A 24,131-nucleotide genomic window follows, 5' to 3' on the forward strand; every position below is an offset into this window, starting at 1 on the left:
ATATAAAATGAATCAATCCGCCAAAACTCCGGTATTTCCAAATTTGCGTCATGCTGTAAAAGCAAAACACGGTTTGGAAAAGGAAAGTATGCGTATATTTTTCGATGGAAAAATTGCTACTACTCCTCATCCGGAATCCTTAGGTTCCAGTCTTACAAATCATTTTATCAAGACTGATTTTTCGGAACCTCAACTTGAATTTGCTACAAATCCAAGACCTAGAATCGAAGCAATCGTTAGAGAATTACAAGATCTTCATATATTCACTTCCAGGCATTTGAAAGAAGAATGGATCTGGCCTTTTAGTATGCCTCCTATTCTTCCCAAAGAAGATAAAGACATTCCTCTTGGACAGTATGGTGATTCTTTTTCTGGAGAATGGAAAACAGTATATCGTAATGGACTTGGTCTTCGTTATGGAAGAAGGATGCAGACCATTTCCGGTGTGCATTATAACTTCTCTTTTTCGAATCTGTTCTTAAAACAATTTTTGGGAAAAGAAATACATTCATTCACCAAAGAAGAAATTTCGGAATTATATCTATCCGTTACTCGTAATTTTATGAGAAGGGTTCCTGAAATTCTCTACTTAACTGGAGCGACTCCTGTTTTTGACGAGACTTTCTTGCCTGTTAAGAGCGATTTTCCTTTTGTTAAATATAAGAATCATACTTACTACGCTCCTTATGCGACTTCTCTAAGAATGAGTGAGATTGGGTATACGAGCAAAGTGCAAGATGAGCTTCCTATCAATTATAATTCCTTAAAGGAATATATAGATGGAATGTGTTATGCAGTTAGCACTCCTTATGCAAAATACCAACCATATGGTGGAATTCCAAACCAGCTAAACGATCATTATTTACAGATAGAAAACGAATTCTATTCCCCGATCCGACCTAAACAAATCCCTAAAAATGATGAAAGACCTTTGGATGCTCTCCAAAGTAGGGGAATCCAATACATCGAGATACGTTGTTTGGATCTTCAACCTGAATCTCCTACTGGAATTCATAAGCCGAGTCTGGGTTACATACAAATGGTTCTTTTGGATGGTCTCTTAAAAGAGAGTAAATCCATAGACCAAAAAGAAAAACTTAGGATTAGAGAAAATACTAAACGAGTTATCTGGGAAGGAAGAAAGCCAGGCTTGAAAGTTTTAGGCGATGATGGAGAAGAGCAAGATTTCTTAACTAGAGGAAAAGAATTCACTCAAAATCTTTTACCTATTGCGGAAGAATTGGACCGCCATACTGGAAAACGATTTTACCAAGAAATATTAAACATAATGAATAAACGTTGGGAAGACGCTTCGTGTACGCCGTCTGGAAAACTAATGGATCGTATCATCAACGAAGGCTGGGAATTCAGAGATTTGGGAATTCATTTGGCTAAAGAAAATTACAGAAACCAATCCCAGATGGAACTTACACCGGGTAAATTTGCTATGTTTGCCAAAGAAGTCCAAAAGTCCCTCGCTGAAAAAGTTAAAATAGCAGAATCCGAAAAAGTGAAAAAGAATGCAACTGCAAGGATCTGCAACCATTGAAATATAAACTGGAGGCTGGGCAAAAAATAGATCCGATCGAATTCATCTTAAAAGGATTCGAGGACCTGGAAATTTCTACTCAAATTGTGATCCGAGACGCACTCAACCGAGGATTAGAAGTAGAAGTTTTAGATCGCCCCAGCCATTTTATCCGACTTTCGGGTAAGGGGATCACTCGACTCGTAAAAGAAGCCTCCAAAACGGAATTGGATTCTTATATGACTTTTCTCGTAATGGAAAACAAAACCATTACCAAACGTATTTTAGAAGAATCGAATATATTGGTTCCAAGGGGGACTGCAGTTTCTGATCTAAATTCAGGACTGGAATTCCTGAACAAAAACTCAGATAGAAAAATGGTGGTGAAACCTGTTACTACTAATTTCGGGATTGGAATTAGTATTCTTCCATCTTCTTCTTCCAATGAAGAAAAGAAGAAGGCTTTGGAAATTGCACTTGGATTTTCAGAAACAGCAATTATTGAGGAATTCGCAGAAGGAAACGAGTATAGATTTTTAGTTATCGGCGACGAATGTGTCGCTGTATGTAATCGTATTCCTGCGAATGTAACTGGTGATGGCAAAAAAACAATCAGAGAACTGATAGAAGAAAAGAATTCAGATCCAAGAAGAGGTGTGGGTCATGTGACTCCTCTGGAAAAGATCAGATTAGATGATACTGAATTAGGTGTTCTTAAGGAATCTGGAAAATCTCCAGAATTCATTCCTGACGCTGGAGAAATAGTTTTTGTCCGTAAAAACTCAAATATCAGCACAGGCGGAGATTCTGTTGATGTAACGGATATTGCAGATCCTTCTTATAAAAAGTTAGCAGTCCAAGCTGCAAAAGCCGTAGAAGCAAAAATTTGTGGTGTAGATATTATAGTAAAAGATCTGGAGTCTGCTGGAGATTACAGGATCTTAGAGTTAAACTTCAATCCTGTATTATATATTCATAATTATCCCTATTCGGGAAAGAATAGAAAGGTAGGGGAGAAAATTTTGGATCTATTAGGTTACAGTTCCTAATTTTTGGATCTTACTTTTTACATAGTCCACGATATCTCTGGATTCATACATTTTGATATCACCATCTACCAGAAAAGGAACTTGAGAGAGTCCTCCTAAACGTAGGACCTCCTCTCTACCTGGGGTTCCTCTGCTGGCCTCTACCAATTCGTAGTCCTTGCCTTCTTTCAGGCCCATTTCAGAAAAATAGCCACGAACAAAAGCGCAATAAGGACAAGTATCGTATTGGAAGAGTTTCATCATATTAAGCACCGATCTTTTTTTGAAGTTCTCCGCTTCTTGCCATTTCTACAACGATGTCATGGCCACCAACGAATTCTCCGTCGATGTATAACTGAGGAATGGTTGGCCAGTTAGCAAATTCCTTAATCCCTTCTCTGACATTCATGTCGGAAAGAACATTAAATGAGTTATAATCTGCACCTAAACTTCTGAGAACATTGGTCACTCCTGCAGAAAAACCGCACATTGGAGCATCGGGAGTCCCCTTCATAAACAGAAATATTTTTTTAGAAGCGATCAATCCTTCTATCTTATCTTGTAAATCTTTTTCCATGATACTTATTCCTATCTGTTAGTTATGATACTTTTGTTTCCAGTCCTAAAGCATGGACTTCTGCCTTCAGTTCATCCTTTAATGTGGCATAGACCATTCTATGTTGTTCCACAATGGACTTTCCTGCAAATCCGGAAAACTTTACAATCGCTTTGATATGTACTCCGTCGTTATACGGATCTTCGATCTCCACTTCCGAACCTGGAAGTCCTGCTTGGATTTTTTCCTGAATTTCTTGAACAGTCATCTGTTATATCTTAGACTCTAATACTATCAGCACTTTTTAGAATCTCTTCCTGGACAATCTTTTTTCTAAGGGATAGAAGTCTTTAATTCCAAAGCATGGACACCCCATTCTTTTAGGAATGGGTCCATGATCTGGTAAACGGAGCGATGTTGTTCCAAAAGTGATTTTCCCTGGAAATCAGGACTAGTAATAAAGATCCTGATATGAGTTCCTCTTTTTTTACGACTAGGGTTCCCAGAATGGCCTGCATGCTGTTCTGAAAAATCCTCTATTCTTAATTCAGAGGGGGAAAGTCCATTTCTCAAAAGTCTTTCCATTTCAATAAACATATCTTGCATCAGGTCCTCGTTCCATAACCGCGGCTGAGTAAAAATACTGAAACAGAATAGAGTAGAATGGTTCCTACCACTAAAAGCCCGATCGCCTCTAATGGATCAATATCACTTACTCCTAAAAATCCATAACGGAATGCATTTACCATATAAAGAATAGGGTTAAACCTAGAAACTATCTGCCAACCCTCTGGAAGCATTTTGATAGAATAGAATACTCCGCCCAAATAGGTAAGTGGTGTTAATATGAATGTAGGAATGATTGTAACATCGTCGAATTTTTTAGCATAAAGTGCATTCAAAAATCCGCCCATTGAAAACATGAGTGCAGAAAGTGCAACAGTAACGATTACGATCCCTGCATCATAAAGTCTTAATTCGGTGAAGAATAGAGACACCAGTGTTACTATAAATCCTACTAAAACTCCTCGGACCACTCCTCCGATAGAATATCCAAGCACGATTAGATACGCAGGAGTAGGGGAAACTAATAGCTCTTCTATATTCTTTCCGAATTTTGCGCCAAAAAAAGAAGATACTACGTTGTTATAAGCGTTCAGTATCACAGACATCATCACAAGTCCAGGAACGATAAATTGGATATAGGTATGGCCACCTACATCCCCAATTTGAGACCCGACCAATTTTCCAAAAATCAGAAAGTATAATGAAATCGTAATACCTGGAGGAATTAATGTTTGGATCCAGATCCTTAGAATGCGAACTGTTTCTTTTCGAACGATAGTGGAGAATGCGTTAAGTTTTTCTTGGAAGTTCATAGTTTTTTCTCCACTAGTTTCAAAAATAATTCCTCCAATCTGTTCGACTTGTTTCTCATACTTGATATTTGGATTCCACTCTTGTCTAGAAGTCGGAATAATTCGTTTAATGAATTGTCTTTTCCGATATCCACTTCTAGTGTTAGATCATCCACCTTATTTAAATGAAATCCGTTCAGATCAATTGGAGAAGAAATTGGTTGTTTTAGATCCAACACGAATGTCTGGGAATCTAATTTTACAAGGAGTTCCTTCATAGAAGTGTTCTCTACAATCTTTCCTTGGTCGATGATTGCGATCTTCTTACAAAGATTTTCAGCTTCTTCTAAGTAATGGGTGGTTAGAATGATTGTGATCCCAGATTCGTTTAGTTTGACTAAGAAATCCCAGAGGGAACGTCTGAACTCTATATCCACTCCTGCAGTTGGTTCATCTAAGATCAAAACTTTCGGGTTATGGACTAAGGCTCTTGCAATCATAAGCCTTCTTTTCATTCCTCCGGAAAGTCTACCTGCGCCTTCTTTTCTTTTTTCGTATAATCCAAGCTGGCTTAAATAATTTTGAGTTCTTTCTATAGCTATCTTTCTGGAAAGACCATAATATCCTCCCTGGTTTGCGACAATCTGTTCTACTCTTTCGAATATATTAAAATTGAATTCTTGCGGAACTACACCTATATAAGATTTCGCTAATGTGAGTTCTGTGTCTATGTCCGCTCCGTAAATTTTCACTTCTCCAGAAGTTTTATTTACTAAGGAACTTAAAATTCCGATCGTAGTGGACTTCCCCGCACCGTTAGGACCTAAAAGGGCAAAAAAGTCCCCTTCGTCCACGGTCAGATCAATTCCTTTTAAGGCCTGCACCCCTCCGGCATAGGTCTTCACCAAATTTTTTATCTCTAAGGCTTTGTTCATTCCCGAAAAATCGCTCCAATTCTATGATTTTGAACAAGCCCTGTTTCGACAATCTTTTGGCTTTAGGAAGAGCTTAAGATTTCTCTTGCTTTCCTGGCAGCGTTTCTTGCGATTTCAGGCAAAGCGGGATGAACATAAATCATCTTTAGCAAGTCATCTAGAGTCCCACCCATGGTCATCAGGAGTATAAAAAGATGAATGAGGTTAGAAGCCTCATCTCCTAGAATATGGGCACCCAGAATTTTTCTGGTTTTAGGACTTACTAATATTTTGACGAATTGGTCTTCGGAAAGTCTAGCCATTCCTGTGGCGCTACTGGAGTAAGGATTGATTGCGGAGATATATTCGGTGCCTTCTTCCTTCAATTGTTGTTCTGTTTTGCCTACACCTGCCACTTGAGGATGGGTGAATACAGAATGGGGAACTGGAGGATATTCGACCGGAGTTCTGTTTTTGTCTACATATAAGGACTGAAACAAGAACTCTCCTTCAAAGTTTACGGAGTGGCGGAAGAAATATTTTCCAATAATATCTCCCAGGGCATAAACACCGTCAGTAGTTGTTTCAAAGTATTCGTTTGTTTTGATATAACCTTTTTCATCTGTTTGGATACCAGTGTGTTGGAGGTCCAACCAATCTGTATTTGGTTTGATACCAGTTGCGACTAAGAGTGCATCTCCTTCTAATATAAAAGTTTCTGAAGAATTTTGGCATTCTAAACGGAAGATACCATCTTTATAGTCAACCTTCTTCACTTCTGTTCCTAAACGAACATCTTCTCTTTTAGAAAATGCTTTTTCGAAACCGTCTATAATATCTTTGTCTTCATGAGAAAGCATTCTGTTACGAACGATAAAAGTAGTCTTAGAACCGAATGCTGAATATGCAAATCCAAGTTCTAAACCAATATAGCCCCCACCGATGACCAAAAGTTTTTTAGGAAGTTCAGTTCTTCTGAGAGCTTCTCTACTAGTCATATAAGGAGTTCCTGCAAGACCAGGAATATTAGGGATAGAAGGCCTACATCCCGCAGCTATAAAAATACGATCTGCTGTGAGCAATTCTCCGTTTACTTTTACTACTTTATTTTCCACGAATCTACCTTCGTGAGGATAAAAGTCTATGTTTGGATTTTTTTCATAAGCAGGGATAATACTATCTGAGTCCGCATCCACCGTTGCAGAAACTCTCTCCACCAAAGTTTTAAAATCTACGGAGAATGGACCGGGGATTCCCAACTGAAATTTAGACACATCCTTGGCTTGTGCTAAAATTTCCGCAGGATGGATTAGCATCTTAGAAGGGATGCAACCCCTGTTCAAGCAGGTCCCTCCCAAACGATCTTTTTCTAAGATTGCTACCTTATAACCAAGTTTAGAAGGAGGTGTGACTAATTTAGTTCCTCCTCCGGAGCCTATTACGAGAATATCATACTTTTTCATGCGGTTAATTCAATGGAGAATGGGATACTTCTAAACGAAAAGAATTCTTTTGGGGAATACATGAGATAAATTTCAAAAATTTACCAGAGTATTCTCTCTGATTCACAAAATATTAGATATTGTTTGTACTCATTTCGGGAAAATAAAAGTAGAAGTTAGAATATCTTCTACCATTTATCCCGGAGAGACCTTAGTGCAATAAACAGAGTTTGAGGGTCAGTTGATAGGGACTCGTTTTGCATTTTATTTCGGATACCAGAAACCAAATTTTCTTTTGGATCAAATATAAGGAAGAATGGATTAAATGTCCTTTCCTCTGAGAAGTTTGTGGTCCAAAATTCTTGGTCTTCCTTCATACCTTCTGCTTTTGCTAATGCTTTGGCAGCTTCTTCATTTTTAGGATCTATTGCTAAACTAAATTTCAGATTGTTTTTGAGGTAATCATGTCCTGGATATAATCTAACGTTTCCGGGAAGATTTTGGAATTCTTTCAGAACAGTTTCGTAAAGTGTTTTAGGATCTCCACCTCTGGTGCAATTTCCTACACCTGAATTAAAGATAGTATCTCCAGTAAATACTGCATAAGGGGAACCGTTTTCTATCTGCAAAAGACAAACATGAGCAAATGTATGACCAGGAGTATAAATGACTTTAAGATAAGAATTTCCGTCAGGACTTTCTAAAATTTTTTCTCCTTCTTTTAAGGAGTGGGAAGCATGAGGGATTTTTCCGAGCCCAGCTGGATGAGCTAAAACTTTGGATCCATATTTGGAAACAAGTCCGTCGTTTCCACAGGTATGATCATTATGTTCGTGAGTGTTTAGAATATAATCCAGGCTCCAGGATTTGTTCTCCAGAACTTGAGAGATCTGATCCGGATCATATGGATCTATAGAAAGTGTTTTTTGAGAATTTGGTTCTCTGACCAGGTAAGTAAAATTTCGGAGGGGGCTGTCTGTATAGATCCTAAGTACTTCCAACATGGATTTTAGACAAGGGGAGAATAAGTCCTATTGAATAATATCCAGATGTTTGTCTAGATTTGCGATCCTCAAGATAGTCATCACGTCTCTGCTTAGGTTTCTGAGTTTCAGATGACCGTGTCTTTCTGTGACGTACTTTTGGGTATTAAAAATGGCACCGATCCCTGAGGAGTCCAAATATACATCCCCTTCGAAGTCCAAGATGATATCTTTATGCCCCTCGTCAAACTGGCGAATGATGAGTTCTTTTAACGCAAATGCGTTCTTTAGGCTTACATTCCCCTGGATCTTAACTACACAAGATCCTTGTTCTAGGGATACGTCTGTTTGAAAACCTTCCAATGAGTGGCTCCGATCTCTATTTCTCTGACTATCCTCGGGCTAAGAAAACAACGGATCTCCGAAAGAATTCTCGGAATTAATTTCTAAACCGGGAGGGAACCCGATCCAATAGACTAATTTGTGGCAAAGAAGAGGTAAACTCTTTTTTAGAACAAAAAGGGATCTAAATCTATTTCAAATAAAATAAGAAATCGCTCGCAAAAACTACTGATTCAGTAAAACTGAGTGCTCGATTTTCTACCGGAACTAAAGGTTTCGGACGATATTTAAAACTGTATGCGGATCAAATTCTGGGGAGTGCGGGGCTCCATTTCTTCCCCCGTTCAGGGCGACCTGATTCGATCTAAGATTCTTAGGATACTAAGCTTGGCATCTCCGTCTGACCTCCAAAGTCCGGAGGCAATCGAGGATTTTTTAGACTCCTTAGCGCTTTCTAATTGGAGCACCTATGGCGGAAATACGACCTGCATAGAGATCCGGGATAAAGAAGATAAACTTGTTATTATAGACGGTGGGACGGGACTCAGAGAACTGGGGAACTCCATCTTACACGAAGGATACGCTTCCGGAAAAGGAAAGGCGGTTTGGATCTTCACCCACACTCATTGGGATCATATCCAAGGAATTCCATTCTTCGTCCCTTTGTATACTCCAGGGAATAAATTCGAATTCGTAAGTTCTGTTGAAAATCTAGAAGAAAGATTAAGATACCAGCACACGTTTACACATTTTCCGGTTCCTTTCGATGGTTTCCAAGCGGAGAAAATATTCCGTCATGTTCCAGAAGGTAGGGCATTCAGAGTAACTGATTCTATAACTTCTATTTCTAAAGCAGTCCGCCATCCAGGTGGAAGTTTTTCTTACAGGTTTGAAGAAGATGGTAAGTCGTTAATCTTCGCTTCTGATGCGGAGTTCAATTTGGACGAGATGGAGAATATAGAAGACTATCTGAACTATTTCAGAGGGGCTGATGTTCTAGTATTCGATACTCAATATACTTTCGAAGAGTCCTTACAAAAAATCGATTGGGGGCATAGTACTGCTTCCATGGCAACTGACATTGCTCTTAGAGCGAATGTTAAAAAATTAGTAATGTTTCACCATGATCCTTCTTATGATGACGAAAAATTGGATGCAGTTTATCTGCGCGCGATTAAATACAAAGAAATGTTTGATCCGGACAACCAATTAGAGATCATCATGGCAAGAGAAGGTCTGGAAATCCAAATTTAATCTTTAATTCAATCGATCAGGGAGTTATCGAATGAGTGAATATATCATCGGAATAGATGCCGGCACCACAGGTATACGTACATTTTGTTTTAGTAAATCCGGGACAGTGATCTCAAGCGCTTATTCCGAATTTAAACAACATTTTCCTAAACCGGGTTGGGTGGAACATGATCCTGAAGAGATTTGGGCGAAAACTGAAAAGCTTATCTTAAAAGCGATCCGCAATGGAAAATTAAAACCCGAAAAAGCGGTAGCAATAGGGATAACCAACCAAAGAGAAACTACAGTATTATTTGATAAGGATACGGGCGCTCCTGTTTATAACGCAATCGTATGGCAATGTCGTAGGACTTCCGACTTCTGTTCCGGATTAAAGAAAGAAGGATTAGAGCCAATCTTCAGAAGAAAAACAGGTCTAGTAGTAGATGCTTATTTCAGTGGGACCAAGATCAGATGGATCTTGGACAATGTAAAAGGTGTAAGAGCAAAAGCAGAAAAAGGGAAAGTCCTTTTCGGAACAATCGATACGTATCTTCTATATCGTCTGACCGCTGGAAAATCACATAAAACGGATCATACAAACGCGAGTAGAACTCTTATCTTCAATATTGAAAAGAAAGAATGGGATAAAGAATTATTAAAAATATTACAAATTCCTGAAGCAATCCTGCCTGAAACTCATAACTCCAGTAGTTTGTTCGGAAGAACGGAAGGAGTTAAGGGTCTACCTGATGGAATTCCAATCTCTTCTTTAGTCGGAGACCAACAAGGTGCATTATTCGGACAATTATGTACTGAACCTGGAGAGGCAAAAAACACATACGGAACCGGATGTTTCTTATTATTCAATACAGGAAACAAGCTACAGATTTCTAAAAATAATCTGATCACAACTCTTGCCTGTGGACCAGAGGGAAAAACAGTTTATTGTTTAGAAGGTTCCATCTTCATAGGTGGAGCGGTAATCCAGTATCTAAGAGATAATCTCAGATTTTTCAAGGAATCCAAACTTTCTGAAAAGATGGCTTCTTCTGTAACCAAGGACGATGATGTTGTTTTTGTTCCTGCATTCTCCGGTTTGGGTGCTCCTTATTGGGATATGAATGCAAGAGGAGCGATCTTAGGTCTTACGAGAGATACAACCCAAGAACAGATAACGAGAGCCGCATTAAAATCGATCGCATTACAATCTTATGAACTAGTAGAAGCAATGGAGAATGATACTGGTTCCAAACTGAAAGTCCTAAAAGTGGACGGCGGAGCGACTGCTAATAATTGGCTCATGCAATACCAAGCTGATATTTTAGGTAAAAAGATCGTAAGGCCTTCTAACCTGGATACAACAGTTTTGGGAGCTGCATATCTCGCAGGATTGGAAAGAGGTTTTTATTCTTCCGTAAATGATCTGAAGAAGAACCAAAAAACAAATAAGGAATTTTCTCCTAAGCTAAGTTCCAGTTTGAGAGAAAAAGAGATCCGAGTCTGGAAGAATTCAGTAAAAAGAATTCTTACTCCTGAATCCTAATCAGTAAGAAAAAGAGAGCAGGCTAAACTCCAAAGGTTTTCTTTCGGAATTGATGCCTGCTCCAATGATCAGCTTTGCCTGATCATACTTTGGAATTTCTAAAATAGAATCCCTTGAAATTTTAAAAAACTCAAACTGATCTCTTTCCTTTTTAGAAAGATAAATATCTATTCTCAAAACTTCCATATATTTCAAAATGCGTAGAAGTATCTTATCCTTCGTAATAGCATATAGTTCTATTTCGTGAGAAGATCTGTTTAGATTGAATTTATCACCAGGAATACCTTCGAATTCAATCTCTGTTTTAGTGGTTTCCTCTTCAGCTGAATCCTTATATAAAGGAAAATTCCCTTCTTCATAATAGATCCTTCTTGAGAATCTTCTGAAGATCTCTTTCTCTACAATTTCAGGAAAAGATTCCCCTGGTTCCGGTTTTTTACTTGGACCATCTAAGATCTGTTTCCATTTATTTTTAGAAACATTCTTTTCTACCATTCTACGAACAGGAGGAGAAAGTTTTGGAACCGAAAATTTTAAGATCCTTTCATCCAATTTGTTTAAAATAGAATTTAAGAATGGTCCATGTATTAAAGGAAGTATTTCAATGGAGAAGATCCGGTCTCTCAGAAATTTTGCAAATTCTATCTCGTAAGTAAATAGATTGGAAACTAATCCTTGTTCTTCTGACGGAGTTCCCCCATATAGAATTTTTACCAAACGAAATAGATACGTTTTACTTTCAGGATCAAAGTATAATTCTTCTATTTTTTTGATTATATCTTCTTCATTCAGTTCGGGGTTCACTATATCTCTGAGAGAAAGATATTTGGTAGAGAGCATTCTTTTTCGGAACATTCTATAGAGTGTGAACTTTCCAGTTTGGACACTTCCAACTTGTGTTTGCAGATTTTCTCGGATGATTGTAATTGGGGTTGCAGATCGCGCCGCCTGCGTTCCTACAACTCGATAAGGATTCGAACGAATAGAGTAGCTGGCACCTTCGAATATTTCCTCTGATTCTTTAGGAAATTTAGAATCTTCGGAATAGAGTAAACCGTCTGAAAATTTCAAAAAAGGCGGTGTTTGGATCGCAGAGCTCATGATACTTTTACGATCGTATTCTAATTCATAAAGAAACTTAGGAATGAGTGCAGGTTGCGAATATAAGAAAGGGAGTTCTTCGATTTCTCGTTCAGGGAAATCATAAAAAGGGGAAATTTTAGAATGTACTCTTGCTACAGAGTCAGGGTTACAGAATAGAAAATGGTAATTTTCTCCCTCGAAATAGATCATGGGAACATAGGAGGATTATTCTTCTTCGAAAAGATCTGGGTGTAAAACGGAAAGACCTGGAGCCTTTGTTTCTCTTTTGGAAAGTTTAGAAACCAATTGTTTTTTGAATAGTGTCCAGTCGTAGGTCTGTTTTAAGGAATCTAACTCTTCTTCGCATCCGTATTGTAAAAAATCCAGCGTCTCTTCTTCCGTAAGTCCGGTGACAAGGCTGCTATCGGAAACCACTCTTAAAATTTTACGAATATCTCTCTCATTCCAGAGCAGGATTCCTGAAAGTCTTACGACCCAATATTCATGGTCCATTCTTACAGATTCGTCGATTATTTCTGTTTGTTCAAGAGTAAATTATGTTCTTAAAATTTTCTGACCACTAAAAGACTCATATCGTCTTGTATTCTTCCGCCAGTATGTTTCACAACGTCGGAAAATAGATCATCTATCAATTTGCGAATATTCTTCTTGGGAGCAGTTTCCAAAAATTTATATAAATTCTCTCCGTAGTATCCGCCAATACTTCTATTCTTTTGTTCGAATAGACCGTCTGTAAAACAGAACAGAATATCGTCTCTGTCCATTTTGAAACTTTGAGAAGGTTTTGGTTTTTTGAGAGGAGAGTTCATCACCGTGGAAAGGAATTTTCCGTCGGTGCTTACTACATATGTTTTGTCTTCTTTACTTTTATACAAAACTAGACTTGGGTGAATTCCCGAATGTAGAAAATTTCCTTTATTGTCTGCTTTCATCAAAAGGAAAGTAGCGTAAAGACTACGATGGATATGGGGGAATGTGTTAGTCCTTTCTTCCAAATGTTCCAACATCTGATCTATAATCTCATGAGGAGTTTCAAATTTATGGACCAGATGGCTCATTTGGTTCATGATCATAAGACTGAATAGTCCGGCTACATAACCATGACCGGAAGTATCTCCTATCCCCATCCAATAATTTCCGTCTTTGTCTTTTAGGAAATTATAGAAGTCCCCGCCGATCGGGTTATATGTCATACATCTTCCGCGGATTTCATAATTTTCATCCACATAGTCCAGAGGAAGAACGTAGTTTTGCATCCTACTGTCTCCTCTGCGGAAACGTTTTATTATTTTACCAAACTCTTGTTCTCTTGGTAGGATCTTCTCCGTTAAAAACAGAACGAATGCAGAAAAATTAATGAATAAGGTAAAACAACATACTAAAAGTAAAACGATAGGGATTCGAATTGGTGGCGTATAAAATTTAAGTCCGATTCCCAAAGTACCTAAGATAGAAAGATTTAGCACGATTAAAACCGGCCAGGCGTCCTTCATGTACTGTTTGATCGTAGTGGAACTTCTCATCTTACCTTAAAATAGGCATGGCCTTGGTATTCCTTCTTGGAATAATTCCTGCGAGAAATCCTGAATAATTCATCTTCTGCATAAGGTGTGTTTGTTCCTTCTACTACACCAAAAGGTTTTTCTCTATATCCAGATTCATAGATCATCGGAATTAAGGAATCGTTAGAAGGATCGTAATGATACAATAGTTTGTGAGAAGTTTCCAGGAAATTTATTTCAGGGCCTGAGATTTGTTTTCCATCTTTCCAAACGGATTCTTCTTTTTTGATCTTAAGTGTATTGAGTAGAAGCCAATTCCCGCGGGACTCATATTTTCCGGATCCTTCTATTTGGATTCGACGGATTTCTCCTTTTTCTTCGATCTCCCTCAAGTAGTACTTTTGGAAAGATTTTTCCGAGTTAGAAAATTCCAATCTTTCTGTTTGGTTTTCCTTATAAGTAACTGAGGTTAAAGGGGAGAAGGGAGGAAGTTTTTTACTATATATTCCCTTTAGAGTTATATCATTAGAAGACTCAGGTTTTTCCGGAAGTTCTCTGATCCAAGAAGGTGGAAAACATCCAGTGAAAAGTAAAAGAAATACAAGTATCCTGAAAACTGTAAGTAGATCTTTCATAGGAAATCTGTGAAAAAGAAACACATTATTTATAAGTTTCTAATTCGCTTATACTTCCAAAATCCGCTTAAGGGCAGAGAAAGGCAAACCGGAAATATTCTGTCAGTTCATACCAGCCTTCAAAAGCTAAGGCGAGCTGAAGTCTAAAACTGGAAGTAAATAAATTCTCCACCACCATCTCCGAATATACCCATTAATAAAAGTATAATGAAGGAGAAGGAAGGTAATAACCAGCGGAATTTGATCTGTATTCTTTCTCGAATACTCGGATAATATTGAACCGCATTCCATAGGAAGGTGAATATAATAAATAAAGCCAACTCTTCCCAGCGAACGAGTGCCTTTCCACCAATAATATTTAAGAAACCTGTAAAATAGTCCCAGGCTAAACTAAGTGAATTTTTGCCTGCAGCCGCAGTTCTAAAGAAGATACCTGAGATTGCAAATAAGTGAATGATGAGCGCCACTTTCCAGAAACGTTTCCAGCCTCTTGGTTCTTCTTCTTTTTTAGGATCGCCTGGGGATATAATTCTTTCTACAGCCAGGATCAGACCTAAATAGGCTCCCCAAAGGACATAGCCGAAGTTTGCTCCATGCCATAGGCCGCCCAATGTCATTGTGATCATTGAATTTCCTTGGGTTCTCCAGAATCCACCTCTGCTTCCGCCTAATGGAATATATAGATAGTCTCTGAGCCAAGTGGATAAGGTAACATGCCAACGTCCCCAGAACTCTCTGAAACTTGGGGAGAGGAAAGGTCCTCGGAAGTTTTCAGGGATCTCATAACCAAGTAGGTATGCTGATCCTCTTGCCATATCAGTGTACCCACTGAAATCACAATATACTTGGCAGGCAAATCCGAATGTTACTAGATATAAACTTAGAAAATTATATTCTCCAGGATGTTGATAAACTCCAGAGATGATCCCAGAAATATTATCTGCGATCACAACCTTCTTAAATAGACCGGAAAGAATAAGAAAAATTCCCCATTGCACTCGATTGAAATCTATTGCAGGTTTGTCCAGTTTGGGAAGAAAGTCAGTTGTCCTCATGATCGGTCCTGCGATCAATTGAGGGAAGAAAAGAATGAATAAGAAATAATCTAAAGAAGAGATCCTCTCCGGAACATGGTCCCTATGGATATCTACCTGCAACGCGATCAACTGGAATGTATAAAAGCTGATTGCGAGGGGAAGAGGAATATGGATCCCTTTTCCAAATTCTGAAAATTGCAAAGAACCAGTGAAGAAGTCCAATGAATCCAGAAAGAAATAGAAATATTTGAAGAATGCTAGGTTAACAAAATTTAGAACTATGATCCAGGTAAGAAGTCTGGATGTGGATTTACCTTCTCTTTTTTTCTCCCAAAGTTTGAGTGAAAAATAGAAGTTCACAGCGATCACAAGTAAGAAGTGGATCGAAAATGCAGCACCAGAATAAAAATAGAAAAGAAGAGAAGAAACTAAAAGTAGAGGTTTTCTTCCTTTTTGAGGAATGCTCCAATACAATAAGAAAGTAAGCGAAAATAAAGCTAAGTAGGGTAGGGAGTTAAAAAGCATTTTAGAATTATTTTATAAACCTTATTCGGGTGAAAATAGATAATGCAATTTATGATCCGGAGAGATCCGGAACGGCAGCAAGGATTCCAGTAATGTAGGACCAGTTCCTGTATCACTGTCTATCTGATAGAAGTTCTCCGGTTGAGGTCCCTTATAAGAATAGAATACGATCCTTGGGCTAAGCGTAGAAGAAGCTTTATAACCTGGAAGTTTGGTCACTTGAACAACTGCATCTTCGAAATAACCAATAGAATCGATGAGTCCTGTTTCTAATGCTTGGTTTGCGGAGTAAATTCTACCATCCGCAAGTTTTCTAAGTTCGGATTCTTTTAACTTAGGTCTTCCTTTTTTGATAATACTCAAAAACCTTTCGTAATTCTCCATGATGATATCTTGGAAAACTTTCTTTTGTTCCGGAGTGAATTCTTCTACAGGGTTTCCTGTAGCCTTGTTCGGACCGGAACGAATTGTACTACTCTTGATCCCAAGTTTGTCTAAAGCTTCTTTGGCATTGATCCCGAATCTTAGAACTCCAATGGAGCCTGTGATTGTAGTAGGATGAGCCTGGATATGATCAGTCGCCATACTCAGATAATATGCACCTGAAGCAGCTGTGTCCATGAATAGAGAAAGGACCGGCACATTCTTCTTCTGTTTGAATTCTAAAATTTCGTGATGGATTAGATCGCTTGCAGTAACGGAGCCGCCAGGAGAATCTATTTTTAAGATCACACCTTTGATCTCTGGATCTCTCGCTGCCATGGACAAATAGGTTTTGACCCTGCTAACTATGCTGTCCTTTTCTCCGCCTAAAAGTCCTCCTGAGGATTTTTGTCCGGAGATCTCTCCTTCGATCGGAATAAGTAATATTTTATCAGGGCTTTCTGTAGAAGAACCAGTGACTAATTTTTCTTTAGGGATGGGAGAAGTTTGGTTCGGAAAAGAAAGAAACAAACATTGGCTTAAGAACAAGATTCCTGATACAAATAGAAGTGATTTGTGGAAAAGGAATTTCATCATAAAGCCTCCTGCCCATTCTGGGAGCCCTGGGTATCGCTTCAATTCCTTTCCTTTCTGTTTGGCGCCCAAAAAAAAGTCTCAGATCCGTTTTTTACTTTCCCTCTCAGCTAGTTTTCCCAACCTCCTTCCCGCAATGTATGAATTTCGGACGGAGAATTCTAATTTTTTGACCGACGGTACCCAATGGATTTCTTGGGACTGGACTCATCCAATTACTAAGGAAACTTTTCCGATCATTCTTCCTTATAATAAAAATGTAAGTATATTCGAATCCGGTAATTTTCTGATGTTCCCTTGGGTGAATCGCTATGCTTCTACAGAATTCATTCTAAATGGAAAGGTGTGGAATGCTAAAGAAATGATCCGAGATTCCAATCAGTTTCCGGTCCATGGCCTGGTACATTCTCTAGAAAGAAAACTTTTAAAACTGAAAAATAACCAAAAGGGTGCAGAGTTCAGAGTAAACTTTCCGGAAGAGTGGAAAGATTCTCCACTTTCTGGAGTTGCAATCAGAGAAGAATATTCAATCGAAGAGACTTCTTCCGGGACTCTTTTAAGTGTGAAGACTAAATTTAATAATTTAAGATCTGACTCGATTCGATTTGCTTACGGTTATCATCCTTATATCAATTTAGGAAAAAATGATGAAGATTGGAAACTCCATCTTCAGTTGGACAAAAATTTGGAATTGGGAGAGAATCTTGTTCCGATCCAACCTTTTATTTCTAATCCAATTTCTTCCATTTTGGAAGGGGAGAAGATCCCAAGTTTAGATCATTTATTTTACGGAAGAGAACCTCGAGTTGTTTTGGAAAATGGAACCAAAAAATACTCAATCACGGTCTTAAGTCCTCCTCCTGAAGAAGGACAAATTCCATTAAATTATTATCAAATATATACAAAACCGGATCGTTCTGCGATTGCAGTCGAACCTTGCAGCTCTCCAGGCAACGCTCTCTTGTCTGGACAGGATTTAAAAGAGCTAAAAGGTCACTCCGAAACCTTCGGAGAATTCAGGATTCTGGTGAGAGCGTCATGATTCGGCCTTATAATCGCTTTCTTCTTGACAAGGAGGGGGTCATTTTCAGTCTAAGTTTTAGGGGAGATTCCACACCGTGAGTAAACCGTTAATCGTACAAAGTGATAAGACTATGCTTTTAGAGGTGGATAATCCTGAATTCGAAGCCTGCCAGCTAGTGGTAGCTAAATTCGCGGAATTAGAAAAAAGTCCGGAATACCTTCACACTTATAGAATTTCTCCTCTTTCCTTGTGGAACGCTGCATCTATCAAAATGAGTGCAGATGAGATCGTAGAATGTTTGGAAAAATATTCTAGATACTCAGTTCCAAAAAACGTAGTCAATGAGATCAAAGAACAGATCGGAAGATACGGAAAAGTAAAACTAGTCAAGGAAGAGAATGGAGATCTTTGTATCATCTCCAATGAAAAAGGATTTTTACAAGAGATCTCAAATCATAGAGCGGTCCAGCCTTATATAGAAAAGACTGAGAATGATAAGATCTATATCAAAAAAGAATTCAGAGGCCATATCAAACAGGCTCTGATCAAGATCGGTTTCCCTGTAGAAGACCTTGCTGGTTACGACGAAGGAAACAAATACGGGTTCAACCTAAGACCTACTACTAAGTCTGGTAGAAAGTTCGGAATGAGAGATTACCAAAGAGCCTCTGTGGAAGTATTCCATGCTGGTGGTGGAAACGAAGGTGGATCCGGAGTAGTGGTTCTTCCCTGCGGTGCCGGTAAAACTATTGTAGGTATTGGTGTAATGCAGATCGTGGGAGCCGAAACTCTCATCCTGGTCACAAACACACTTTCAATCCGTCAGTGGAAAAACGAAATTTTAGACAAAACTGATATTCCTGAATCTGATATTGGAGAATACTCAGGAGAAGTGAAAGAGATCAAACCGATCACAATCGCTACTTATAATATTCTAACTCATAGAAAGAAGAAAGGTGGGGATTTCACCCACTTCCATCTATTCAGCGCGAATAACTGGGGACTAATCGTTTATGACGAGGTTCACTTACTTCCAGCTCCAGTATTCAGAATGACTTCTGAATTGCAGGCAAAGAGAAGATTGGGACTTACTGCAACCCTAGTTCGAGAAGACGGACTAGAAGAAGACGTATTCAGCCTCATCGGACCTAAAAAGTACGATGTGCCTTGGAAGGAACTCGAAAGCAAGTCCTGGATCGCTGAAGCAAAATGTAAAGAGATCCGTGTTTCTATGGAAGACGATCTTCGTATGAGATATTCTATCGCAGATGATAGGGAGAAGTTCCGCTTGGCCTCCGAAAATCCGGAGAAATTAAAAGCAATCGGAATGATTATGAAAAAGCATTCTGAGTCTCATCTACTCGTGATCGGACAGTACATCAATCAGTTGGAAGAAATCTCCAAAACCTTCAAAATTCCTTTGATTACTGGAAAAACTCCTTTGGGGGAAAGACAGGAATTGTACGATGCGTTCAGATCGGGTAGGATCAAGTCGCTAGTTGTGAGTAAGGTTGCAAACTTCTCCATCGACTTACCGGATGCGAATATCGCGATTCAGGTTTCCGGAACCTTTGGTTCTCGTCAGGAAGAGGCACAACGTTTGGGCCGAATTTTGAGACCGAAAGGCGAGGACAACACTGCAGTTTTCTATTCTTTGATTTCGAGAGATACGAACGAAGAAAGATTCGGTCAGAACAGACAACTTTTCCTTACAGAACAAGGTTACGAATACGAAATATACACTCTAGACCAATTCAGAGAATCTCTCGAAGAAAAAGTCGGAGTCCAATAAAAAGAGAGGACCAAATGGAATGGAACGCAAGAAGGCTAGATGTAATCGAGCCTTCACCCACCCTAGCAATCAGCGCTAAGGCGGCAGAACTAAAAAAGAAAGGCGAAGACATCGTAAGTTTCGGAGCAGGAGAACCTGACTTCGAGACACCGGCCCATATTAAAGAGGCTGCTAAAAAAGCGATCGATAAGGGGCAGACCCGATACACTGCCGTTTCCGGTACGGTGGAACTCCGAGACGCAATCATTACAAAATTCAAAAGAGATAATGGACTGGAATATGCCAGAAACCAGATCATTGTAGGAACAGGCGGAAAGCAGGTTATCTATAATTTCTTCTTAGCTACTTTAAATCCTGGAGACGAGGTTGTGATCCCTGCTCCTTATTGGGTAAGCTACGCAGATATAGTACGTCTGGCAGAAGGTAAGGCAGTTATTGTTCCTACCAGCAAAGCAGACAATTTCAGAATTTCTCCTGCACAATTAGAGAAAGCGATCACACCTAAAACAAAGGTAGTGGTTCTGAACTCTCCATCTAACCCGACTGGTTCTGCATATTCCAGAAAGGAATTAGAAGCAATTGGAGAAGTGATCTTAAAACATAAGGTCATGGTTCTAAGCGACGATATCTATGAGAGTATCGTCTTTGACGGATTCCAATTTTCGAATCTGGCAATGCTTTCTCCTGAACTAAAAGAACTTACATTCGTAACTAATGGTGTGTCCAAAGCATATTCCATGACTGGTTGGAGAATAGGTTACGGTGCTGGACCTTTACATATTATCCAAAATATGGATACAATCCAAAGTCAGTCTACATCCAATCCTTCTTCTATCTCCCAAGCTGCCGCAGAAGCTGCATTGAATGGAGATCAGGCATGCGTAGCTGAAATGGCTAAAGCATTCCAAAAGAGAAGGGACCTGATCGTAGGACTTCTAAATGAGATCCCAGGAGTAGAAGTGAATGTTCCTCAAGGCGCATTCTATGTATTCCCTTACCTGACTGGTGCTTACGAAACTGATGGTTTCAAAAAGTTACAGGCTGCAAGTTCAGAGACTAGCAAGAGTAAATTATTCTGCGCTCATCTTTTGGATAAGTATAAAGTAGCTGCAGTTCCAGGGATTGCATTCGGAGACGATAATGCACTTCGTCTATCTTATGCGATGGGAGAAGAAGATATCAAAAAAGGTGTCGCAAGAATCTCCGAAATGGTAAAGGATTTCTCCCGTTAAAAGAATGTATTTACGCCGGTTAGTATATCTAATACTGATCGCGACATGTACATTCTCCATTTCTGCTCAAGGCAGAAAGCAGTACATCGTTTTGGATCCGGGGACAGAACTCTATCTGTTCCCGGAAAAAAAATCAGAAGTATTACGCAAACTTTCCTTCGGAGAGATTCTCTCTGCTGAAAATCAAAAAGAAGCAGATTCCAAATTCCAATTACTCACAGACAAAGATGGGCTTACTGGTTGGGTGGATTCCCGTGCTTTATTTAGAATGGGAAGTAAGGGAAGTTATCCTGTAATCACAAAGGCGATCGAAAAACTTCTCTACCAAGATTCAGGCCCAAATGAGTTAGAATCCGTTTTTACCTATTTAACAAAAATAGAAGAAGGGCCTATCTTCCAAGGAAATGAGTATTTATTCCTGAAGATCCGTAGGTTAGTAGTCTTACAAAGATATTCAGAAGTTTTACAATCTCCCGAATACAGATCCAAATCTAGACAAAAGTTAGAAGACCTTTTAAAAAATAATCCGACTGAGCTTGGAGTATATTCCAAAACAGGAAATTGGACAGATACATTATCCAATGCGTCAGAAGGTTCAAAACTAAAAGTCAGACCAGAAACTTTTTGGAAAGTTGCGGAAGCTTATCCGAATTCTAAACCTGGCGATTTTGCAGCATACTTAGCTGTAAAATACACACCCGAGATCAGATGTGGAAGAGATCCAATTTGTGTTTTACAAGACGAAGAAAATCGTAGATTAAAATATCTACTTCTCCAACCGAATGGGAACTATGCTCCTATATTCTCTTCTCATTTGGAAAAACGACTACTTCATTTTTCCAAAGATAGAGAAACCTTGGTTTGTGATACTAAACTTCCTAAAGAATCAGGACTCAAAAATTTCAGAACTAAAGTACAAGAATTACCTTCTAGATACGGAAAGAAATTTTATTCTAAACTGAAAGTGATAGAAGAGGAATGTTTAAAGAAGTGAAACTTTTCTTTAAAGAATATCCTGCTAAAGAAACTGCAACTCTTACTACTCCTATCCTAATATTACACGGACTGTTCGGTTCTTCCAAAAACTGGGTAAGTGTTTCCGATTTTTTAAGTTCTTATTCCAAAGTATACAGCCTGGATCTTAGAAACCACGGAGATTCCCCACATTCTCCAGAACATTCTTTGAGTTTAATGGCAGAAGATATAAAAGAATTTATAGAAGATCAAAAACTCGATAAAGTCATCCTACTTGGACATTCCATGGGCGGCTTAGTCGCAATGACATTTGCACTAAGACATCCTGAAAAGGTAGAAGATCTGATCATCCAGGATATCGCTCCTAGAGACTATGAATTCAAATACGAAGGGGAGCTTGCAGTTTTAAGAACGGATCTTTCTAAATTTAAGAATAGGCAAGAGATCGATTCGGCAACTTCTGATTTTGTAACAAATCCATTCATTCGGAATTTTTTACTCATGAACCTGGATAGAACGGAATCCGGACAATATCGCTGGAAATTGAATGTGGATGCAATTTCACATTCTAAAAATATGTTCCAAGCGGAATTTTTAGGGGCAGATAAGCAATATTCTGGAAAGGTAATGTTCATTATCGGAGGAGATTCCGAATATTTTCATACAAGTGATAAGATTGTATGTTTAGAATATTTCCCGAATGCCAAGTTTGAAACCATTCCAGGTGGAGACCATTATATTCATTTCACCAAAGCGGAAGAATTTCGTAAGATCCTTTCTTCCTTTATGGATTCGATCGTTTCCGGTTCGGAAAAATAAACCCTAAGATTAAAGAGAAAGTCCAGAATAAGATCATTCCAAGAGGGACAAGAACCGTAAAATTATAGTTCTTCACAGTTCCTGAAATTCCAGTCACAAATATTGAGCCAGCTAAAGCAAGGGCTAATCCCAGATCGGAAACTGTTATTCTTTTTCTTAAGAATGGGATTACCTCTGTTAAAAAGACCGCTACCATAGAACCCACAGTGAACGATGAGATCTTTAGTCCCAATTCCAAGAGCCCCTTTGTATAATTTTCAGGAAGGGAGAAAAAGAAGAAGGAACTAAAGAAAAGTAAGATCCCGAAGAATAGAGAGGAAAGTTTCTGCCCTCCTAAATTCCAACCGAAATCTGCCTTTGCTGTTAATGATAATGAATTTATGGAACTGGATAATGTAGACATTGTGGATGCCAGTATCCCAGAAAGTAGAAGTCCTAAAAATGGGGCTGGAACTTCTTCTATTAGAAATTTAGAAAATACCTTGTCTTGTGCGATTGTCTGCCCATTAAATTTATAGAATAAGAACGTTCCAATTGCTAAGAACAATATCATCTGAAAGAATACTGCGATACCTGAACTGATCATTGCTTTTTGTGCATCTTTTACATTTCTTGCAGCAAGTGATCTTTGGATAAACATTTGGTCTGCTCCGTGGGTTCCTAAACTGAGTAAAGCCCCGCCTAAAACTGCCCAAGGCAGGAAGTAAGTCGCGGACGCGTTCTCCCATTCTAAAACTTTCAGTTTGTTTGCTTCCCAAGCAGAAAAAATAACGCCTAAAGGTTCTTGGCTTGATTGATAGAGTAGGATGAGTGCGAATACTCCTCCGAATACATATACAAAATATTGTAATGTATCCACCCAAACAACTGATCTGAATCCACCTTGCATTGTATATAAAACAGTGATCAAGGTGACTATTGCTAAGGTCCAAACTCCAATCGAATATTGACTAAACGAATAGGGTAAAATTTTAGGAAGACCTAACTCTAATAACATCGCAACAGGGAGTGTGGATGCGTAAAGCCTGACTCCATCTCCCAAAATTCGAGTCACTGAAAAAAGGCCGGACATTGTTTTTTGGGATTTTCTTCCGAATCTGGTTCCGACCCATTCGTAAACTGAAAGAAAATTGTGATGATAGGTGAGTGGGATCAGAACGAGTGCAACAATAGTTCTTCCTAAAATATATCCGAATACAACCTGCAAGAATGTGAAGTTTCCAGAATAAGCAATTCCAGGAACGGAAAGAAAGGTCAATGCAGAGGTTTCCGTCGCTACAATGGAAAGTGAAAGTGGAACCCAAGAAAGAGATCTGTTTGCTAAGAAGAATTCCTTGGATTCAGAACTATTACGTCCAGATTTATAACCGGAATACAGAACGATCCCAAAATAGAAAAATAAAACAAGAGCATCGGACCAAGCAAAATGCATACGCGAGCATTCTTTCTTCCTCGAACCTAAGTGCAAATCAGAATTCTTTTTGTTTTAGAAAAGCAAATGACGATCAGAGAATTTCCCAAAAGATGGCAGAAAATCCG

The 24,131-nt window shown here is 38.8% G+C and carries 25 protein-coding genes; 9 read left to right on the forward strand and 16 right to left on the reverse strand.

From position 1 onward, the window contains the following. Positions 1 to 7 precede the first annotated feature (7 nt). Positions 8 to 1,549 (forward strand): glutamate--cysteine ligase, encoded by a 1,542-nt coding sequence (gene gshA, locus CH362_RS09235; protein ID WP_100710060.1) that lies wholly within the window; start codon positions 8 to 10, stop codon positions 1,547 to 1,549. Beyond that, positions 1,537 to 2,577 (forward strand): bifunctional glutamate--cysteine ligase GshA/glutathione synthetase GshB, encoded by a 1,041-nt coding sequence (gene gshAB, locus CH362_RS09240; RefSeq protein ID WP_165780251.1) that lies wholly within the window; start codon positions 1,537 to 1,539, stop codon positions 2,575 to 2,577. The genes gshA and gshAB overlap by 13 nt, the downstream gene beginning before the upstream one ends. On the opposite strand, the gene CH362_RS09245 is transcribed toward gshAB, so the two are convergent. The 9 genes from CH362_RS09245 to CH362_RS09285 all read right to left on the reverse strand — a co-directional run bounded on the left by CH362_RS09245 (position 2,560) and on the right by CH362_RS09285 (position 8,172). Then, a complete protein-coding gene (locus CH362_RS09245; RefSeq protein ID WP_100710062.1) occupies positions 2,560 to 2,820 on the reverse strand; it encodes a glutathione S-transferase N-terminal domain-containing protein in 261 nt (86 codons plus the stop codon). The genes gshAB and CH362_RS09245 overlap by 18 nt on opposite strands. A gap of 1 nt (position 2,821) precedes the next feature. Continuing rightward, positions 2,822 to 3,133 carry a Grx4 family monothiol glutaredoxin gene (gene grxD, locus CH362_RS09250; RefSeq protein WP_100710063.1) on the reverse strand — a complete coding sequence of 104 codons (312 nt, stop codon included), beginning with the start codon at positions 3,131 to 3,133 and terminating at the stop codon, positions 2,822 to 2,824. A gap of 22 nt (positions 3,134 to 3,155) precedes the next feature. Beyond that, a complete protein-coding gene (locus CH362_RS09255) occupies positions 3,156 to 3,380 on the reverse strand; it encodes a BolA/IbaG family iron-sulfur metabolism protein (RefSeq protein WP_100710064.1) in 225 nt (74 codons plus the stop codon). 65 nt (positions 3,381 to 3,445) lie between these two features. Next, positions 3,446 to 3,718 carry a BolA family protein gene (locus tag CH362_RS09260; protein WP_100710065.1) on the reverse strand — a complete coding sequence of 91 codons (273 nt, stop codon included), beginning with the start codon at positions 3,716 to 3,718 and terminating at the stop codon, positions 3,446 to 3,448. Continuing rightward, positions 3,718 to 4,491 carry an ABC transporter permease gene (locus CH362_RS09265; protein ID WP_100710066.1) on the reverse strand — a complete coding sequence of 258 codons (774 nt, stop codon included), beginning with the start codon at positions 4,489 to 4,491 and terminating at the stop codon, positions 3,718 to 3,720. The genes CH362_RS09260 and CH362_RS09265 overlap by 1 nt, the downstream gene beginning before the upstream one ends. Beyond that, entirely contained in the window at positions 4,488 to 5,405 is a 918-nt protein-coding gene (locus CH362_RS09270) for an ABC transporter ATP-binding protein (protein ID WP_100710067.1), read from the reverse strand. Before CH362_RS09270 ends, CH362_RS09265 begins: the two co-directional genes overlap by 4 nt. A gap of 62 nt (positions 5,406 to 5,467) precedes the next feature. After that, positions 5,468 to 6,847 carry a dihydrolipoyl dehydrogenase gene (locus tag CH362_RS09275; RefSeq protein WP_100710068.1) on the reverse strand — a complete coding sequence of 460 codons (1,380 nt, stop codon included), beginning with the start codon at positions 6,845 to 6,847 and terminating at the stop codon, positions 5,468 to 5,470. Between the two features lie 167 nt (positions 6,848 to 7,014). Next, positions 7,015 to 7,830: a hydroxyacylglutathione hydrolase family protein gene (locus tag CH362_RS09280; protein WP_100710069.1), complete on the reverse strand. Its 816-nt coding sequence runs from the start codon at positions 7,828 to 7,830 to the stop codon at positions 7,015 to 7,017. Positions 7,831 to 7,857: 27 nt separating this feature from the next. Further along, positions 7,858 to 8,172 (reverse strand): STAS domain-containing protein, encoded by a 315-nt coding sequence (locus CH362_RS09285; protein WP_020768055.1) that lies wholly within the window; start codon positions 8,170 to 8,172, stop codon positions 7,858 to 7,860. Between the two features lie 276 nt (positions 8,173 to 8,448). Between CH362_RS09285 and CH362_RS09290 the strand changes: the two genes are divergently transcribed. Then, complete coding sequence (locus CH362_RS09290; protein WP_100710070.1) at positions 8,449 to 9,405, forward strand: MBL fold metallo-hydrolase; 957 nt, start codon at positions 8,449 to 8,451, stop codon at positions 9,403 to 9,405. A gap of 31 nt (positions 9,406 to 9,436) precedes the next feature. Continuing rightward, on the forward strand, positions 9,437 to 10,930 hold the full coding sequence (gene glpK / locus CH362_RS09295; RefSeq protein ID WP_100710071.1) for a glycerol kinase GlpK: 1,494 nt from the start codon (positions 9,437 to 9,439) through the stop codon (positions 10,928 to 10,930). Here the strand turns inward: glpK and CH362_RS09300 are convergent, their stop codons facing one another. The 6 genes from CH362_RS09300 to sppA all read right to left on the reverse strand — a co-directional run bounded on the left by CH362_RS09300 (position 10,931) and on the right by sppA (position 16,750). Further along, a complete protein-coding gene (locus CH362_RS09300) occupies positions 10,931 to 12,223 on the reverse strand; it encodes a hypothetical protein (RefSeq protein ID WP_100710072.1) in 1,293 nt (430 codons plus the stop codon). Positions 12,224 to 12,238: 15 nt separating this feature from the next. After that, complete coding sequence (locus CH362_RS09305) at positions 12,239 to 12,526, reverse strand: hypothetical protein (protein WP_100710073.1); 288 nt, start codon at positions 12,524 to 12,526, stop codon at positions 12,239 to 12,241. Positions 12,527 to 12,576: 50 nt separating this feature from the next. Further along, positions 12,577 to 13,557, reverse strand: coding sequence for a PP2C family protein-serine/threonine phosphatase (locus CH362_RS09310; protein WP_100710074.1), 981 nt, complete (start codon positions 13,555 to 13,557; stop codon positions 12,577 to 12,579). Then, positions 13,554 to 14,171 (reverse strand): hypothetical protein, encoded by a 618-nt coding sequence (locus tag CH362_RS09315; RefSeq protein WP_100710248.1) that lies wholly within the window; start codon positions 14,169 to 14,171, stop codon positions 13,554 to 13,556. Before CH362_RS09315 ends, CH362_RS09310 begins: the two co-directional genes overlap by 4 nt. Positions 14,172 to 14,314: 143 nt before the next feature. Continuing rightward, positions 14,315 to 15,733 carry an MBOAT family O-acyltransferase gene (locus CH362_RS09320; protein WP_100710075.1) on the reverse strand — a complete coding sequence of 473 codons (1,419 nt, stop codon included), beginning with the start codon at positions 15,731 to 15,733 and terminating at the stop codon, positions 14,315 to 14,317. A 21-nt stretch (positions 15,734 to 15,754) separates the two neighbouring features. Then, the gene (gene sppA, locus CH362_RS09325) at positions 15,755 to 16,750 is read right to left on the reverse strand and encodes a signal peptide peptidase SppA (RefSeq protein WP_100710076.1); all 996 of its coding nucleotides are present in this window, start codon (positions 16,748 to 16,750) and stop codon (positions 15,755 to 15,757) included. A 169-nt stretch (positions 16,751 to 16,919) separates the two neighbouring features. Here sppA and CH362_RS09330 point away from each other — a divergent pair, with 169 nt between their 5' ends. The 5 genes from CH362_RS09330 to CH362_RS09350 all read left to right on the forward strand — a co-directional run bounded on the left by CH362_RS09330 (position 16,920) and on the right by CH362_RS09350 (position 22,592). Continuing rightward, on the forward strand, positions 16,920 to 17,792 hold the full coding sequence (locus CH362_RS09330; RefSeq protein ID WP_100710249.1) for an aldose epimerase family protein: 873 nt from the start codon (positions 16,920 to 16,922) through the stop codon (positions 17,790 to 17,792). Positions 17,793 to 17,868: 76 nt separating this feature from the next. Beyond that, complete coding sequence (locus CH362_RS09335) at positions 17,869 to 19,566, forward strand: DNA repair helicase XPB (RefSeq protein ID WP_100710077.1); 1,698 nt, start codon at positions 17,869 to 17,871, stop codon at positions 19,564 to 19,566. A 14-nt stretch (positions 19,567 to 19,580) separates the two neighbouring features. After that, positions 19,581 to 20,798: a pyridoxal phosphate-dependent aminotransferase gene (locus CH362_RS09340; RefSeq protein WP_100710078.1), complete on the forward strand. Its 1,218-nt coding sequence runs from the start codon at positions 19,581 to 19,583 to the stop codon at positions 20,796 to 20,798. Positions 20,799 to 20,802: 4 nt separating this feature from the next. Next, a complete protein-coding gene (locus CH362_RS09345) occupies positions 20,803 to 21,792 on the forward strand; it encodes a hypothetical protein (protein ID WP_100710079.1) in 990 nt (329 codons plus the stop codon). Beyond that, positions 21,777 to 22,592: an alpha/beta fold hydrolase gene (locus CH362_RS09350; protein WP_100710080.1), complete on the forward strand. Its 816-nt coding sequence runs from the start codon at positions 21,777 to 21,779 to the stop codon at positions 22,590 to 22,592. Before CH362_RS09345 ends, CH362_RS09350 begins: the two co-directional genes overlap by 16 nt. Here the strand turns inward: CH362_RS09350 and CH362_RS09355 are convergent. Next, positions 22,558 to 24,024 (reverse strand): sodium:solute symporter family transporter, encoded by a 1,467-nt coding sequence (locus CH362_RS09355; protein WP_100710081.1) that lies wholly within the window; start codon positions 24,022 to 24,024, stop codon positions 22,558 to 22,560. The genes CH362_RS09350 and CH362_RS09355 overlap by 35 nt on opposite strands. Positions 24,025 to 24,131 lie beyond the last annotated feature (107 nt).

Origin of the sequence: Leptospira saintgironsiae (assembly GCF_002811765.1) — a bacterium.
Lineage (GTDB): Bacteria > Spirochaetota > Leptospiria > Leptospirales > Leptospiraceae > Leptospira_B > Leptospira_B saintgironsiae.

Excerpts from the sequence above, each read along its gene's own strand:
- gshA (WP_100710060.1), top strand. The coding sequence starts at position 8 with ATGAATCAATCCGCCAAAACTCCGGTATTTCCAAATTTGCGTCATGCT.
- CH362_RS09245 (WP_100710062.1), bottom strand. The coding sequence starts at position 2,820 with ATGATGAAACTCTTCCAATACGATACTTGTCCTTATTGCGCTTTTGTT.
- grxD (WP_100710063.1), bottom strand. The coding sequence starts at position 3,133 with ATGGAAAAAGATTTACAAGATAAGATAGAAGGATTGATCGCTTCTAAA.
- CH362_RS09255 (WP_100710064.1), bottom strand. The coding sequence starts at position 3,380 with ATGACTGTTCAAGAAATTCAGGAAAAAATCCAAGCAGGACTTCCAGGT.
- CH362_RS09260 (WP_100710065.1), bottom strand. The coding sequence starts at position 3,718 with ATGCAAGATATGTTTATTGAAATGGAAAGACTTTTGAGAAATGGACTT.
- CH362_RS09265 (WP_100710066.1), bottom strand. The coding sequence starts at position 4,491 with ATGAACTTCCAAGAAAAACTTAACGCATTCTCCACTATCGTTCGAAAA.
- CH362_RS09270 (WP_100710067.1), bottom strand. The coding sequence starts at position 5,405 with ATGAACAAAGCCTTAGAGATAAAAAATTTGGTGAAGACCTATGCCGGA.
- CH362_RS09275 (WP_100710068.1), bottom strand. The coding sequence starts at position 6,847 with ATGAAAAAGTATGATATTCTCGTAATAGGCTCCGGAGGAGGAACTAAA.
- CH362_RS09280 (WP_100710069.1), bottom strand. The coding sequence starts at position 7,830 with ATGTTGGAAGTACTTAGGATCTATACAGACAGCCCCCTCCGAAATTTT.
- CH362_RS09290 (WP_100710070.1), top strand. The coding sequence starts at position 8,449 with ATGCGGATCAAATTCTGGGGAGTGCGGGGCTCCATTTCTTCCCCCGTT.
- glpK (WP_100710071.1), top strand. The coding sequence starts at position 9,437 with ATGAGTGAATATATCATCGGAATAGATGCCGGCACCACAGGTATACGT.
- CH362_RS09300 (WP_100710072.1), bottom strand. The coding sequence starts at position 12,223 with ATGATCTATTTCGAGGGAGAAAATTACCATTTTCTATTCTGTAACCCT.
- CH362_RS09305 (WP_100710073.1), bottom strand. The coding sequence starts at position 12,526 with ATGGACCATGAATATTGGGTCGTAAGACTTTCAGGAATCCTGCTCTGG.
- CH362_RS09310 (WP_100710074.1), bottom strand. The coding sequence starts at position 13,557 with ATGAGAAGTTCCACTACGATCAAACAGTACATGAAGGACGCCTGGCCG.
- CH362_RS09315 (WP_100710248.1), bottom strand. The coding sequence starts at position 14,171 with ATGAAAGATCTACTTACAGTTTTCAGGATACTTGTATTTCTTTTACTT.
- CH362_RS09320 (WP_100710075.1), bottom strand. The coding sequence starts at position 15,733 with ATGCTTTTTAACTCCCTACCCTACTTAGCTTTATTTTCGCTTACTTTC.
- sppA (WP_100710076.1), bottom strand. The coding sequence starts at position 16,750 with ATGAAATTCCTTTTCCACAAATCACTTCTATTTGTATCAGGAATCTTG.
- CH362_RS09340 (WP_100710078.1), top strand. The coding sequence starts at position 19,581 with ATGGAATGGAACGCAAGAAGGCTAGATGTAATCGAGCCTTCACCCACC.
- CH362_RS09345 (WP_100710079.1), top strand. The coding sequence starts at position 20,803 with ATGTATTTACGCCGGTTAGTATATCTAATACTGATCGCGACATGTACA.
- CH362_RS09350 (WP_100710080.1), top strand. The coding sequence starts at position 21,777 with ATGTTTAAAGAAGTGAAACTTTTCTTTAAAGAATATCCTGCTAAAGAA.
- CH362_RS09355 (WP_100710081.1), bottom strand. The coding sequence starts at position 24,024 with ATGCATTTTGCTTGGTCCGATGCTCTTGTTTTATTTTTCTATTTTGGG.